This window comes from Streptomyces sp. P3 (assembly GCF_003032475.1).
Lineage (GTDB): Bacteria > Actinomycetota > Actinomycetes > Streptomycetales > Streptomycetaceae > Streptomyces.
Genome location: NZ_CP028369.1, coordinates 338,162 through 351,439, shown reverse-complemented (window position 1 = coordinate 351,439; position 13,278 = coordinate 338,162). Strand labels below are relative to the sequence as shown.

The 13,278-nt window shown below is 71.8% G+C and carries 12 protein-coding genes and 1 pseudogene; 12 read left to right on the top strand and 1 reads right to left on the bottom strand.

What is annotated here, in order from left to right; genetic code table 11:
- Positions 1–50 precede the first annotated feature (50 nt).
- The 5 genes from C6376_RS01380 (at position 51) to ftsH (ending at position 7,929) form a co-directional block, all read left to right on the top strand.
- Positions 51–1,394 carry an ammonium transporter gene (locus tag C6376_RS01380; protein WP_107441720.1) on the top strand — a complete coding sequence of 448 codons (1,344 nt, stop codon included), beginning with the start codon at positions 51–53 and terminating at the stop codon, positions 1,392–1,394.
- Entirely contained in the window at positions 1,391–1,729 is a 339-nt protein-coding gene (locus C6376_RS01375; protein ID WP_003997576.1) for a P-II family nitrogen regulator, read from the top strand. Before C6376_RS01380 ends, C6376_RS01375 begins: the two co-directional genes overlap by 4 nt.
- Before the next feature lie 26 nt (positions 1,730–1,755).
- Complete coding sequence (locus C6376_RS01370) at positions 1,756–4,212, top strand: [protein-PII] uridylyltransferase (RefSeq protein ID WP_107441719.1); 2,457 nt, start codon at positions 1,756–1,758, stop codon at positions 4,210–4,212.
- Between the two features lie 120 nt (positions 4,213–4,332).
- Positions 4,333–5,883, top strand: coding sequence for a signal recognition particle protein (ffh, locus tag C6376_RS01365; protein ID WP_057580515.1), 1,551 nt, complete (start codon positions 4,333–4,335; stop codon positions 5,881–5,883).
- Positions 5,884–5,991: 108 nt separating this feature from the next.
- The gene (gene ftsH, locus C6376_RS01360; RefSeq protein WP_107441718.1) at positions 5,992–7,929 is read left to right on the top strand and encodes an ATP-dependent zinc metalloprotease FtsH; all 1,938 of its coding nucleotides are present in this window, start codon (positions 5,992–5,994) and stop codon (positions 7,927–7,929) included.
- Between the two features lie 81 nt (positions 7,930–8,010).
- Here ftsH and C6376_RS01355 read toward each other — a convergent pair whose 3' ends face one another.
- Entirely contained in the window at positions 8,011–8,871 is an 861-nt protein-coding gene (locus C6376_RS01355; RefSeq protein ID WP_107441717.1) for a cyclopropane-fatty-acyl-phospholipid synthase family protein, read from the bottom strand.
- A 205-nt stretch (positions 8,872–9,076) separates the two neighbouring features.
- On the opposite strand from C6376_RS01355, the pseudogene C6376_RS01350 reads away from it, so the two are divergent.
- The 7 genes and pseudogenes from C6376_RS01350 to rplS all read left to right on the top strand — a co-directional run.
- Positions 9,077–9,379, top strand: a pseudogene (locus tag C6376_RS01350) (proline--tRNA ligase); the annotation flags it as partial.
- Between the two features lie 240 nt (positions 9,380–9,619).
- On the top strand, positions 9,620–10,216 hold the full coding sequence (locus C6376_RS01345; protein ID WP_107441716.1) for a hypothetical protein: 597 nt from the start codon (positions 9,620–9,622) through the stop codon (positions 10,214–10,216).
- 403 nt (positions 10,217–10,619) lie between these two features.
- Positions 10,620–11,042, top strand: a complete 423-nt coding sequence (gene rpsP / locus C6376_RS01340) for a 30S ribosomal protein S16 (RefSeq protein WP_107441715.1) — start codon at positions 10,620–10,622, stop codon at positions 11,040–11,042.
- Positions 11,043–11,047: 5 nt separating this feature from the next.
- Positions 11,048–11,287: an RNA-binding protein gene (locus C6376_RS01335; RefSeq protein WP_003973401.1), complete on the top strand. Its 240-nt coding sequence runs from the start codon at positions 11,048–11,050 to the stop codon at positions 11,285–11,287.
- Positions 11,288–11,393: 106 nt separating this feature from the next.
- Positions 11,394–11,948 carry a ribosome maturation factor RimM gene (gene rimM, locus C6376_RS01330; protein WP_107441714.1) on the top strand — a complete coding sequence of 185 codons (555 nt, stop codon included), beginning with the start codon at positions 11,394–11,396 and terminating at the stop codon, positions 11,946–11,948.
- Positions 11,948–12,781: a tRNA (guanosine(37)-N1)-methyltransferase TrmD gene (gene trmD / locus C6376_RS01325; protein WP_107441713.1), complete on the top strand. Its 834-nt coding sequence runs from the start codon at positions 11,948–11,950 to the stop codon at positions 12,779–12,781. Before rimM ends, trmD begins: the two co-directional genes overlap by 1 nt.
- A 137-nt stretch (positions 12,782–12,918) precedes the next feature.
- A complete protein-coding gene (gene rplS / locus C6376_RS01320) occupies positions 12,919–13,269 on the top strand; it encodes a 50S ribosomal protein L19 (RefSeq protein WP_020128707.1) in 351 nt (116 codons plus the stop codon).
- Positions 13,270–13,278: the final 9 nt, after the last annotated feature.

Sequence of the window (13,278 nt, the reverse complement as noted above, 5' to 3'; positions counted from 1 at the left end):
CCGCTCTGGCTTCGCCCGCACGGGGCCGTACCTACGACGAGGAGACGCCGATGGCAGCAGCCATCACGCTTGCCGCGGAGGCACCCAAGCTGTCCTCCGCGAACACAGGCTTCATGCTCATCTGTTCCGCCCTGGTGCTGATCATGACCCCGGGCCTCGCCTTCTTCTACGGAGGCATGGTCCGGGTCAAAAGCACGCTGAACATGCTGATGATGAGTTTCATCAGCATCGGGATCGTCACCATCCTGTGGGTGTTGTACGGCTTCTCGCTCGCCTTCGGGACCGACTCCGGCAGCCTCATCGGCTGGAACTCCGACTGGCTCGGTCTCAGCAACATCGGCCTGACGGAGCTGTGGGACGGTTACACCATCCCGATCTTCGTGTTCATGGTCTTCCAGATGATGTTCGCGATCATCACGCCCGCCCTGATCAGCGGCGCGCTCGCCGACCGCGTCAAGTTCTCCGCCTGGGCGCTGTTCGTCGCCCTGTGGGCCACGGTCGTCTACTTCCCGGTCGCGCACTGGGTCTGGGGCGCCGGCGGCTGGGCCTTCGAGCTGGGCGTCATCGACTTCGCCGGCGGTACGGCCGTGCACATCAACGCCGGTGCCGCCGCCCTCGGCGTGATCCTCGTCATCGGCAAGCGCGTCGGGTTCAAGAAGGACCCGATGCGCCCGCACAGCCTGCCGCTGGTCATGCTCGGCGCCGGTCTGCTGTGGTTCGGCTGGTTCGGCTTCAACGCCGGCTCGTGGCTCGGCAACGACGACGGCGTCGGCGCGCTGATGTTCGTCAACACGCAGGTCGCCACCGCCGCCGCCATGCTGGCCTGGCTCATCTACGAGAAGATCCGCCACGGCGCGTTCACCACGCTGGGCGCCGCCTCCGGTGCGGTCGCCGGTCTGGTCGCCATCACCCCCTCGGGCGGAGCGGTCTCCCCGCTCGGCGCGATCGCCGTCGGCGCCATCGCCGGTCTGCTCTGCGCCATGGCCGTCGGCCTGAAGTACAAGTTCGGTTACGACGACTCGCTCGACGTCGTCGGCGTCCACCTCGTCGGCGGTGTCATCGGCTCGCTGCTGATCGGCTTCTTCGCCACCGGCAAGGGCCAGTCCGCCGCGACCGGCGTCTTCTACGGCGACCACTCCTTCGACCAGCTGTGGAAGCAGTGCGCCGGAGTCTTCGCGGTCCTCGCCTACTCGCTGGTGGTCTCCGCGATCCTCGCCTTCCTCCTCGACAAGACCATCGGCATGCGGGTCTCCGAGGACGACGAGATCGCCGGCATCGACCAGGCCGAGCACGCCGAGACCGCATACGACTTCAGCGGGGCCGGCGGTGGCGCCGCCCGCACGACCGCCCTCCCGACCGCCGTCGCCGGAGCGAGCAAGAAGGTGGACGCATGAAGCTCATCACCGCCGTCGTCAAGCCCCACCGGCTCGACGAGATCAAGGAAGCCCTGCAGGCCTTCGGCGTGCACGGACTGACGGTCACCGAGGCCAGCGGCTACGGTCGTCAGCGGGGACACACCGAGGTCTACCGCGGCGCCGAGTACACGGTGGACCTGGTCCCCAAGATCCGCATCGAGGTGCTGGCGGAGGACGACGACGCCGAGCAGCTGATCGACGTCATCGTCAAGGCCGCCCGCACCGGCAAGATCGGTGACGGCAAGGTCTGGTCCCTCCCGGTCGAGACGGCCGTACGGGTCCGCACCGGCGAGCGCGGCCCGGACGCGCTCTGACGGCAGAAGAGAACAGGAGTCGCTGGGTGACGAGTACGGACGTGCGCAAGGATGCAGAGGACTCGGGACCCAGCGGCTACGCGGCGGCCCGGCTGCGCCTCCTCACCGAGGAGGCGCGGTCCGGGCCGCCGCGCCGTGCCGCCCTCGCCGAACTGACCGACGACTGGCTGACCGGGCTCTTCACGGCCGGCACGGAGGAACTGAAGGGCGTGTCCCTGGTCGCCGTCGGCGGCTACGGCCGGGGCGAACTCTCCCCGCGCAGCGACCTCGACCTCCTGCTGCTGCACGACGGCGCGGACAGCAGGACCGTCGCCGCCCTCGCCGACCGCCTCTGGTACCCGATCTGGGACCTCGGCCTCGCCCTCGACCACTCCGTCCGCACCCCGGCGGAGGCCCGCAGGACCGCCGGCGAGGACCTCAAGGTCCAGCTCGGCCTGCTGGACGCCCGCCACCTCGCCGGCGACCTCGGCCTCACCGCCGGACTGCGGACGTCCGTCCTCGCCGACTGGCGCAACCAGGCGCCCAGGCGTCTGCCCGAACTCCAGGAACTGTGCGCCGAGCGTGCCGAGCGCCAGGGCGAACTGCAGTACCTGCTGGAACCCGACCTGAAGGAGGCGCGCGGCGGACTGCGGGACGCCACCGCGCTGCGCGCCGTCGCCGCCTCCTGGCTGGCGGACGCCCCCCGCGAGGGCCTCGACGACGCCCGCCGCCGGCTCCTCGACGTACGCGACGCCCTGCACCTGGCCACCGGCCGCGCCACCGACCGCCTCGCCCTCCAGGAGCAGGACCAGGTGGCCGCCGAACTGGACCTGCTGGACGCCGACGCCCTGCTGCGGCAGGTGTACGAGGCGGCGCGCGTCATCTCGTACGCGAGCGACGTCACCTGGCGCGAGGTCGGGCGCGTCCTGCGCTCGCGCGCCGTGCGGCCCCGGCTGCGCGCGATGTTGGGGGGCGGCAAGCCCGCGCCCGAGCGGTCTCCGCTGGCCGAAGGGGTCGTCGAACAGGACGGCGAGGTGGTGCTCGCCCGCGCCGCCCGCCCCGAACGCGACCCCGTGCTCCCGCTGCGCGCCGCGGCCGCCGCCGCGCAGGCCGGCCTGCCGCTGTCCCTGCACGCGGTCCGCCGCCTCGCCGCCACCGTGCGCCCGCTGCCCACGCCGTGGCCCGCCGAGGCCCGCGAGCAGCTGGTCACCCTGCTCGGCTCCGGTCAGCCGACCATCGAGGTCTGGGAGGCGCTGGAGGCCGAGGGGCTGATCACCCAGCTGCTGCCCGACTGGGAGCGGGTCCGCTGCCGGCCGCAGCGCAACGCCGTGCACATCTGGACCGTCGACCGGCACCTCATCGAGACCGCCGTGCGCGCCTCCGAGTTCACCCGCCGCGTCCACCGGCCCGACCTCCTGCTGGTCGCCGCGCTGCTGCACGACATCGGCAAGGGCTGGCCCGGCGACCACTCGGTGGCCGGCGAGATCATCGCCAAGGACGTGGCCGCCCGCATCGGCTTCGACCGTGCCGACGTGAACGTGCTGGCCGCCCTCGTCCGCCACCACCTGCTGCTGATCGACACCGCCACCCGGCGCGACCTGGAGGACCCGGCCACCGTGCGCGCGGTCGCCGACGCGGTCGGCTCGCAGGGCACGCTGGAACTGCTGCACGCCCTCACCGAGGCGGACGCGCTGGCCACCGGGCCCGCCGCCTGGTCGTCCTGGCGGGGTTCGCTCGTGGCGGACCTGGTCAAGCGGGTTGCGGCGGTGCTCGCCGGCAACGAACCGGAGGAGCCGGACGCCACCGCGCCCACCGCCGAGCAGGAACGCCTCGCCATCGAGGCGGTCGCCACCGGCAGCCCGGTGCTGGCGCTGCGCGCGCAGACCGAGACGCCCGCCGAGACCGCGGGGGAGCAGCCGGCCGGCGACCCCGAGCCGCTCGGCGTGGAGCTGCTCATCGCCGTGCCCGACCAGGAGGGTGTGCTGCCCGCGGTGGCCGGCGTCCTCGCCGTGCACCGGCTGACCGTACGCACCGCCGAACTGCGCGCCCAGGACCTCCCTGACGGCGTGGACGGCTCGGTCCTGCTGCTGAACTGGCGGGTCGCCGCCGAGTACGGCTCGCTGCCCCAGGCGGCCCGGCTGCGCGCCGACCTCGTACGGGCCCTCGACGGCTCGCTGGACATCGCCGGACGGCTCGCGGAACGCGACGCCGCCTACCCGCGCAGGCGCGGCGTGGTCGCCCCGCCGCCGCGCGTGGCGGTGGCCTCCGCGGCCTCCCGGCACGCCACCGTCATCGAGGTGCGCGCCCAGGACGCGCCGGGGCTGCTGTTCCGCATCGGCCGGGCGCTGGAGGACGAGGGCCTGCGGGTGCGCAGCATGCACGTCTCCACTCTCGGCGCGAACGCCGTGGACGCCTTCTACGTCACCGGAACGGACGGCGCGCCCCTGCCGGGCGACGAGGCCGTCGCCGTCGCCCGGAAGCTGGAGGAGACGCTGCGGGCGTGATCGCGCGCCGCGCGGCCCGTCCCCGTCCGCTGAATACAGCAGGCGGGGACGAATGTCTTGCGCGGCCGGATACTCTGGAAGACGCTCAGACCGCCCCCGACACCGAGGACCGACGCCGCCGTGTTCGATACTCTCTCCGATCGCCTATCAGCGACCTTCAAGAACTTGCGCGGCAAGGGGCGCCTGAGCGAAGCGGACATCGACGCCACGGCGCGCGAGATCCGCATCGCCCTCCTCGAGGCGGACGTGGCCCTGCCGGTCGTCCGCACGTTCATCAAGAACGTCAAGGAGCGCGCCCTCGGCGCCGAGGTCTCCAAGGCCCTCAACCCCGCCCAGCAGGTCCTGAAGATCGTCAACGACGAGCTCGTCACGATCCTCGGCGGTGAGACCCGCCGCCTGCGCTTCGCCAAGCAGCCGCCCACGGTGATCATGCTGGCCGGCCTCCAGGGCGCCGGTAAGACCACCCTCGCGGGCAAGCTCGGCCGCTGGCTGAAGGAGCAGGGCCACTCGCCGCTGCTCGTCGCCTGCGACCTCCAGCGCCCCAACGCCGTCAACCAGCTCAGCGTCGTCGCCGAGCGTGCCGGGGTGGCCGTCTACGCCCCGCAGCCCGGCAACGGGGTGGGCGACCCGGTCCAGGTCGCCAAGGACTCCATCGAGTTCGCGAAGGCCAAGGTCCACGACATCGTCGTCGTCGACACCGCCGGCCGTCTCGGCATCGACGCCGAGCTGATGCAGCAGGCCGCGGACATCCGCGACGCCGTCTCGCCCGACGAGATCCTCTTCGTCGTCGACGCGATGATCGGCCAGGACGCCGTCAACACCGCCGAGGCCTTCCGTGACGGTGTCGGCTTCGACGGCGTCGTGCTGTCCAAGCTCGACGGCGACGCCCGCGGCGGTGCGGCCCTGTCGATCGCCTCGGTGACCGGCAAGCCGATCATGTTCGCGTCGAACGGGGAGAAGCTCGACGAGTTCGACGCCTTCCACCCCGACCGGATGGCCTCCCGCATCCTCGACATGGGTGACCTGCTCACCCTGATCGAGCAGGCGGAGAAGACGTTCAGTCAGGAAGAGGCCGAGAAAATGGCCTCCAAGCTGGCGTCCAAGAAGGGCCAGGACTTCACCCTGGACGACTTCCTGGCCCAGATGGAGCAGGTCAGGAAGATGGGCAGCATCTCCAAGCTGCTCGGCATGCTGCCCGGCATGGGCCAGATCAAGGACCAGATCGCCAACCTCGACGAGCGCGACGTCGACCGCACCGCCGCGATCATCAAGTCGATGACCCCGGGCGAGCGCCAGGACCCGACGATCATCAACGGCTCACGCCGCGCCCGTATCGCCAAGGGTTCCGGCGTCGAGGTCAGCGCCGTGAAGGGGCTGGTCGAGCGGTTCTTCGAGGCCCGCAAGATGATGTCCCGGATGGCCCAGGGCGGCGGAATGCCGGGGATGCCGGGGATGCCGGGCATGGGTGGCGGCGCGGGCCGGCAGAAGAAGCAGCCGAAGCAGGCCAAGGGCAAGCAGCGCTCCGGCAACCCGATGAAGCGCAAGCAGCAGGAGCTGGAGGCGGCCCAGCGTCGCGAGGCCCAGGCCCAGGGCGGCAACGCGCTCGGGCTGCCGCAGCAGGGCGCCCAGGACTTCGAGCTGCCGGACGAGTTCAAGAAGTTCATGGGCTGAGTCCGCCAGCCGTCGAGGGCGTCCTCCCGTGTCGGAGGGCGCCCTCGGTGCGTTCCGGCGCACCCCTCAGCGCATGCCGTGCCCGGCGCTCTGTCGTAGCGTCCAGATATGAGCAATGCCGCTCCGGAGCGCAAGGCCCCCGACCAGCCCTGGCGCACCGAGGGGACCCCGGACGACGACGGACGGCGCCCCCCGGACGGCAGGAGGGCGCGCGGCCGCTGGTGGGCACTGGCCGTCACCGCGGTGATCGTCTTCCTGTTGGTGTACGTCGGACTGAACTACCTCGGCGGCGGCGGCGAGCCGACGATCTCCTACACGGAGTTCAGCAGACAGGTCGACGCGGGCAACGTCGACAAGATCTACTCCAAGGGCGACGCCATCCAGGGCCAGCTCAAGAAGGCCCGCGACGACCCCGACGGCGGCGGCCAGTACACCAAGTTCACGACCCAGCGCCCGGCCTTCGCGGACGACGACCTCTGGCAGAGCCTGGATCGCCAGGACGTCACCGTGACGGCCCGGCCGGTCGTGCAGCAGCGCAGTCTGCTCGCCAACCTGCTCCTCTCGCTGGTGCCGATCGTGCTCCTGGTCGCCGTGTGGATCTTCTTCGCCCGGCGCTTCCGCGGCGGTCCGGGCGGCGCGGGCGGCATGCTCGGGCGCAAGACGCCGCCCAGACCGGTGGGCCTGCGACCCGACGGCCGGCGGACCACGTTCGCCGACGTGGCCGGCATCGACGAGGTCAAGGGCGAGCTCGACGATGTCGTCGACTTCCTCGAGCACCCGGAGGTCTACCGCCGGATGGGCGCGAAGATGCCCCGCGGCGTGCTGCTCGCCGGGTCGCCCGGCACCGGCAAGACGCTGCTGGCGCGCGCGGTGGCGGGCGAGGCCGGCGTGCCGTTCTTCTCGGCCTCGGCCTCCGAGTTCATCGAGATGATCGTGGGCGTCGGCGCGTCGCGCGTCCGTGAACTGTTCGCCGAGGCCCGCAAGGTGGCGCCGTCGATCATCTTCATCGACGAGATCGACACCATCGGGCGGATCCGCAGCGGCGGCGCCTCGGTGGGCGGGCACGACGAGCGCGAGCAGACGCTGAACCAGATCCTCACCGAGATGGACGGCTTCTCGGGGGCCGAGGGCGTCATCGTCATTGCGGCGACCAACCGCGCCGACATCCTGGACCCGGCGCTGACCAGGCCCGGCCGTTTCGACCGGGTGGTCAGCGTCTCCCCGCCGGACCGTGCCGGACGTGAGGCGATCCTCGCCATCCACACCCGCGAGATCCCGCTCGCACCGGACGTCGACCTGGCCTGGATGGCGCGGACCACCCCGGGCATGACGGGAGCCGATCTCGCCAATCTCGCCAACGAGGCAGCGCTGCTCGCCGTGAAGCGCGAGCAGGAACAGGTGACGCAGTCCGACCTGTCCGAGGCGCTGGAGAAGGTGCAGCTCGGGGCCGAGCGCACGCTGATCATGCCCGAGGAGGACCGCCGGCGCACCGCGTTCCACGAGAGCGGCCACGCCGTCCTCGGCATGCTGCAGCCCGGCGCCGACCCGGTCCGCAAGGTCACCATCGTGCCGCGCGGCCGCGCTCTCGGGGTGACCCTGTCGACCCCGGAGGTGGAGCGGTACGCGCTCTCCGAGGAGTATCTGCGCGGCCGGATCATCGGTGCCCTCGGCGGCATGGCGGCCGAACACATCGTCTACGGCGTCGTCACGACCGGCGCCGAGAACGACCTGGAGCAGGTGACCAACATCGCGCGCGGGATGGTCGCGCGGTGGGGCATGAGCGAGCGGGTGGGCCGCCTCTCCGCCCTCCCCGACGACGCCCAGCAGGCCTACGGCCTCGCCGCCGCCCCGGCGACCCTCGACGTCATCGACCACGAGATGCGCCGCATCGTCGACGAGTGCTACGAGGAGGCCTGCCGCAAACTCCGCGACCACCGCGAGCGGTTGGACGCCCTCGCCCTGGCGCTGCTGGAGCACGAGACGCTGGAGGAGGCGGACGCGTACCGCATCGCCGGCATCACCCGCCTGACCAAGGAGGACGTGTAGCCCCGGCCCGGGACCACGGCCCGGCCCCGGCGGTGGGCCCGGTCCGGAACCTGTACGGCCTCCGGTGAAGGGATCGTGCGCTCACGGGGTCCGGGCGATCAGATACCGGAACACGTTCGGCATCCAGACCGTGCCGTCCGGTCGCCGGTACGGGTGGAGTGCCTCCGCCGTCTCCTTCTCGACCTGCGCCTGGTCGCTCGCCGCGACGGCCGCGTCGAACAGACCCGTGGAGAGCAGCCCCTTGAGTGCGCTGTCCACGTCGGCGTACCCGAACGGACAGGCCAGCCGGCCCGATCCGTCCGGCCGCAGCCCGGCCCGCCGGGCGACGTCCTCGAGGTCGTCGCGCAGCGCGGGGCGCAGCCGGACCGTGCCGCGGTCCTGGTCGGCCGCCTTGGCCGCGACCCGGAGCACAGCCGTGGTGGCACAGCGCTCGGGCGGTCCCCAGCCGACGAGCACCACGGGGGCGCCGCGCCGGGCGAGCGGCGTCGCCGCCGCCAGCAGCGCGGTCAGTTCCTCCGTGTCGCCCGCCACGCGTCCGATCGGCTCGAAGGCCGTCACCAGGGTGTACGGGGACGTCTGCGCCCCCGGCCGGTCCGTGGGCAACCGGTCGGTGAGCCGGACCTCCGTACGCGCGTGTGCCCCCCAGCCCTCCCGCAGAGGCAGCCGCTCGCGCGCGAGGGCCAGCCGTGCCGGGGAGGAGGACTCGACGCCGGTGAGGGCCGCGCCTCTGGAGGCCGCCATCACCAGGGCGAGCCCGGAGCCGCAGCCGAGGGAGAGGAGCCGGGTGCCCGGCCCCACGTCCAGTCGCTCGTAGACGGCCTCGTAGAGCGGAACCAGCATCCGTTCCTGGATCTCGGACCAGTCACGCGCGCGTGCACCCAGATCCGCGTGGGGCGCCGGCCCCGCGTGAGGCAGGTGCTGTCGCACGAGCACAGGTGTCATGGAAAAGCGCCCCAATCCGCCGAGAGTCTGCTGCCGTACCCGATCAGGTGGGCCCCCGTGCAGTGCTCCGGCACCGCCCCCGTATGCCAGGTAACTCCCCGTCCGGGGCCGCGTCCAGGGGTTGCGGAGCCCTGCTTGAGGACGGCATGTGCCGGTGGCGAGAATTCACGTCCCGGCAATGTGGGCCCGTACCATCGCGCCATGGCTGCCCGCCGTCCTCGAGGAGGAGCAGGCGCTGCCGCTCCGGCAGTCGGGCGAGCGCCGCGAGTCGCGGACGGCGGACGTGTCGACGGGCGGGGCATCCGTCGAGGCGGTCGGCGCCGGCGGCTGGGCGCGCGTCCCGTGGGCGGCTCTCGGCGAGGAAGGCGAGGCCGCCGAACCGGTCGAGCAGCCGCTGACCGTACGGTGCCCGGTCGCCGAGGACGGGTCGGTGCCGGACGACGGGGGCGCCCCCGGTAACGTCGCGGTCGTCGCACGCGCTTACCGAGACAGCGCCCTGCGTACGTGAGAGCGGCCGAAACGCCCCTTGCGCCCCCGGGAGACCTCCGCGCTCCGGCGCGTGGAGAGGGTCTACGCGCCGGGTCGTACCGGGGACTACGCACCAGCTTGATACGAGCTGCGAGGCTTCTCCGCAGATCAGCGCACCCGCCCTCGTCCGGACGCATGAGTACCGACTGACGGGTACGTGCAAATTATTTGGGATGCCCCGGAATAGGAACACTGGGGCACCCACGCTCGTTGTCATTACGTGAGCACGACACAGACACCACCAGTTCTCGCCGCAGAGCTGGCAGAGGCGTGGGCCGATATTCAGCGGTACCACCCCGAGCTGCCGGATCTCGCCGCGCCAGAGTCCCTGATCGGGGAGTCGTCGTCCGCCTGCGGTCACGAGCTCTCCTTCGAGCGACTGCTTCACGAGGCAGTCCATGGCATCGCCGCCGCCCGTGGCGTCCGCGACACCTCCCGCGCCGGCCGCTACCACAACCGCAGATTCCTCGCGATCGCCGAGGAGATGGGGCTGGACCACCCCGAGGAACCGCACCCCAGCAGCGGCTTCTCCCTGGTCACGCTCAACCCCGAGGCCAAGCGTCGCTACCGCCCGACGATCGAGCGCCTGCAGCGGGCCCTCAAGGCCCACACGGCGGCCACCTCCGCCGACACCGCCCGCACCTTCCGAGGTCCGGCGGCCCGGCACGGCTCCTCCGGCGGAGGCGTCCGCGTCAAGGCCGTGTGCGACTGCGGACGCAACGTCCGGGTCGTGCCGTCGGTCCTGGCCCAGGCGCCGATCGTGTGCGGCGGTTGCGGCAAGCCGTTCCGGATCCCGGAGATCGCCGGCGCGGCCTAGCCGAGGAGGGTCCGGTACCGGCAACTCGTGGCTGCCGGTCCACGGCGAGGGCGGGGCGCCCGTCCGCCGCGTTCAGCAGCGCCTCCCCGGCGCCCCGACGGGCCCGGGGGCCTTCAGGGGCGCTTGCCGGGCACGGCTGCGGCGCCCCGCTGTGCCGGGCCGCGCATCGGGTCCGCCGGCGTGCGACGCCGGCGGCCGCACAGGCGTGCCCGGACGCCGCCCCGCGCGCTGCCCCTCGGCCGAGGGGACCCGCCGGGTATGGCACAATGGTCAGCTGTACTCGACAGTCGCACAGGACCCCTCTCTCCTCCGGCTGACGCGTCCATCGGGCACTCGGGTACCGCAACCCCACGCGGCCATCTCGCCGTGCCCAACCACGTCAAGACCAGGAGACACCACTTCCGTGGCAGTCAAGATCAAGCTGAAGCGTCTGGGCAAGATCCGTTCGCCTCACTACCGCATCGTCGTCGCCGACTCCCGCACCCGTCGTGACGGCCGTGCGATCGAGGAGATCGGCAAGTACCAGCCGACGTACCACCCGTCCGTCATCGAGGTGGACGCCGACCGCGTCGCCTACTGGCTGGGTGTCGGCGCGCAGCCGACCGAGCCCGTCCTCGCCATCCTGAAGAAGACCGGCGACTGGCAGAAGTTCAAGGGCGAGCCCGCCCCGGCGCCGCTGCTCGTCGCCGAGCCGAAGAAGGCTCGCCCGTCGTTCGAGGCCCTCGGCGGCGACGACTCGGGCAAGGGTGAGGCCATCACCCAGAAGAAGAAGGCCGAGAAGAAGGACGAGGCTGCCGCCGAGTCCTCTGAGTCGACCGAGGCCTGAGCACCATGCTCGAAGAGGCGCTTGAGCACCTCGTGAAGGGCATCGTCGACAACCCCGACGATGTGCAGGTCGCCTCGCGCAACCTGCGCCGCGGGCGGGTGCTCGAGGTCCGTGTCCACCCGGACGACCTCGGCAAGGTGATCGGTCGCAACGGCCGCACCGCACGCGCCCTGCGCACCGTCGTGGGCGCCATCGGCGGCCGGGGCGTCCGCGTCGACCTCGTCGACGTGGATCACGTCCGCTGACGCGTTTTCGCACCACCGGCTCGGGCCGGGGAAGGCCACTGGGCCGTCCCCGGCCCGTAGTCGTTACGGCACTCGTGACGACAGGCACGACAGGAGATCTTCAGAAGTGCAGCTCGTAGTCGCACGGATCGGCCGCGCCCACGGCATCAAGGGCGAGGTCACCGTCGAGGTACGCACCGACGAGCCGGAGCTGCGGCTCGCACCCGGCGCCGTCCTGTTCACGGACCCGGCTCCCACCGGCCCGCTGACCATCGAGACCGGCCGCGTCCACAGCGGCCGCCTCCTTCTGCGCTTCGAGGGCGTGCGCGACCGCAACGCCGCCGAGGCCCTGCGCAACACCCTCCTGATCGCCGAGGTCGATCCCGAGGAGCTGCCCGAGGAGGAGGACGAGTACTACGACCACCAGCTGATGGACCTGGACGTGGTCACCGTGGACGGCGCCGAGGTCGGCCGGATCATCGAGATCTCCCATCTGCCCTCCCAGGACCTCTTCATCGTGGAGCGGCCCGACGGCAGCGAGGTGATGATCCCGTTCGTCGAGTCGATCGTCACCGAGATCGACCTCGAGGAGCAGCGGGCGGTCATCGACCCGCCGCCCGGTCTCATCGACGACCGCGCCGAGGTCGCCGACACCCGGGACCCGGCCGGGGAAGAGTCCTGATGCGCCTCGACGTCGTCACGATCTTCCCCGAGTACCTGGAGCCGCTGAACGTCTCCCTCGTCGGCAAGGCACGCGCGCGCGGGCAGCTCGACGTGCGGGTGCACGACCTGCGGGAGTGGACGTACGACCGGCACAACACGGTCGACGACACCCCCTACGGCGGCGGTCCGGGCATGGTCATGAAGACCGATCCGTGGGGCGACGCCCTCGACTCCGTCCTCGCCGACGGCTACGAGAACGGCTCGCACGCCCCCGCGATGGTCGTCCCGACCCCCAGCGGCCGGCCCTTCACCCAGGAACTGGCGGTCGAGCTGTCCGAGCGCCCCTGGCTGATCTTCACGCCGGCCCGCTACGAGGGCATCGACCGGCGGGTCGTCGACGAGTACGCCGCCCGGATCCCCGTCTACGAGGTCTCCATCGGCGACTACGTGCTGGCCGGCGGCGAGGCGGCCGTCCTCGTCGTCACCGAGGCCGTCGCACGGCTGCTGCCCGGCGTGCTCGGAAACGCCGAGTCCCACCGCGACGACTCCTTCGCCCCCGGCCCCATGGCCAACCTCCTCGAAGGCCCCGTCTACACCAAGCCGCCCGCCTGGCGCGGCCGGGAGATCCCCGAGGTGCTGATCAGCGGGCACCACGGGAAGATCGCCCGGTGGCGCCGCGACGAGGCCCTGCGGCGCACGACGGTCAACCGGCCCGACCTGATCGAGCGCTGCGCACCCGCGTCCTTCGACAAGAAGGACCGCGAGATGCTCTCCATCCTGGGCTGGACGCCCGACCCGGAGGGCTCCCCCTACGGCCGATTTTGGCGCAGGACCGACGGCATGGAAGAATAGGTCGCTGTTGTGCGCCGTCCGGTGTGCGCCCCTGCCGCAGGGGGACACGACGCCCGCCTCGACGGGCACACGGCACTCAATCCCCGAACATCTAGTTCCGTTGATGACCTGTGGCATCAGCGAAGAAAGCAGACGAAATGTCTCACCTGCTCGACTCCGTCGACGCCGCGTCGCTGCGCAGCGACGTCCCGGCCTTCCGCCCGGGCGACACCGTCAACGTCCACGTGCGCGTCATCGAGGGCAACCGCTCCCGTGTGCAGCAGTTCAAGGGCGTGGTCATCCGCCGTCAGGGCGCCGGCGTCCGCGAGACCTTCACGGTCCGCAAGGTCTCCTTCTCCGTCGGCGTCGAGCGCACGTTCCCGGTGCACACCCCGATCGTCGAGAAGATCGAGCTCGTCACCCGCGGTGACGTGCGTCGCGCCAAGCTCTACTACCTCCGTGAGCTGCGCGGCAAGGCCGCGAAGATCAAGGAGAAGCGCGACAACTGAGCGCCTTCC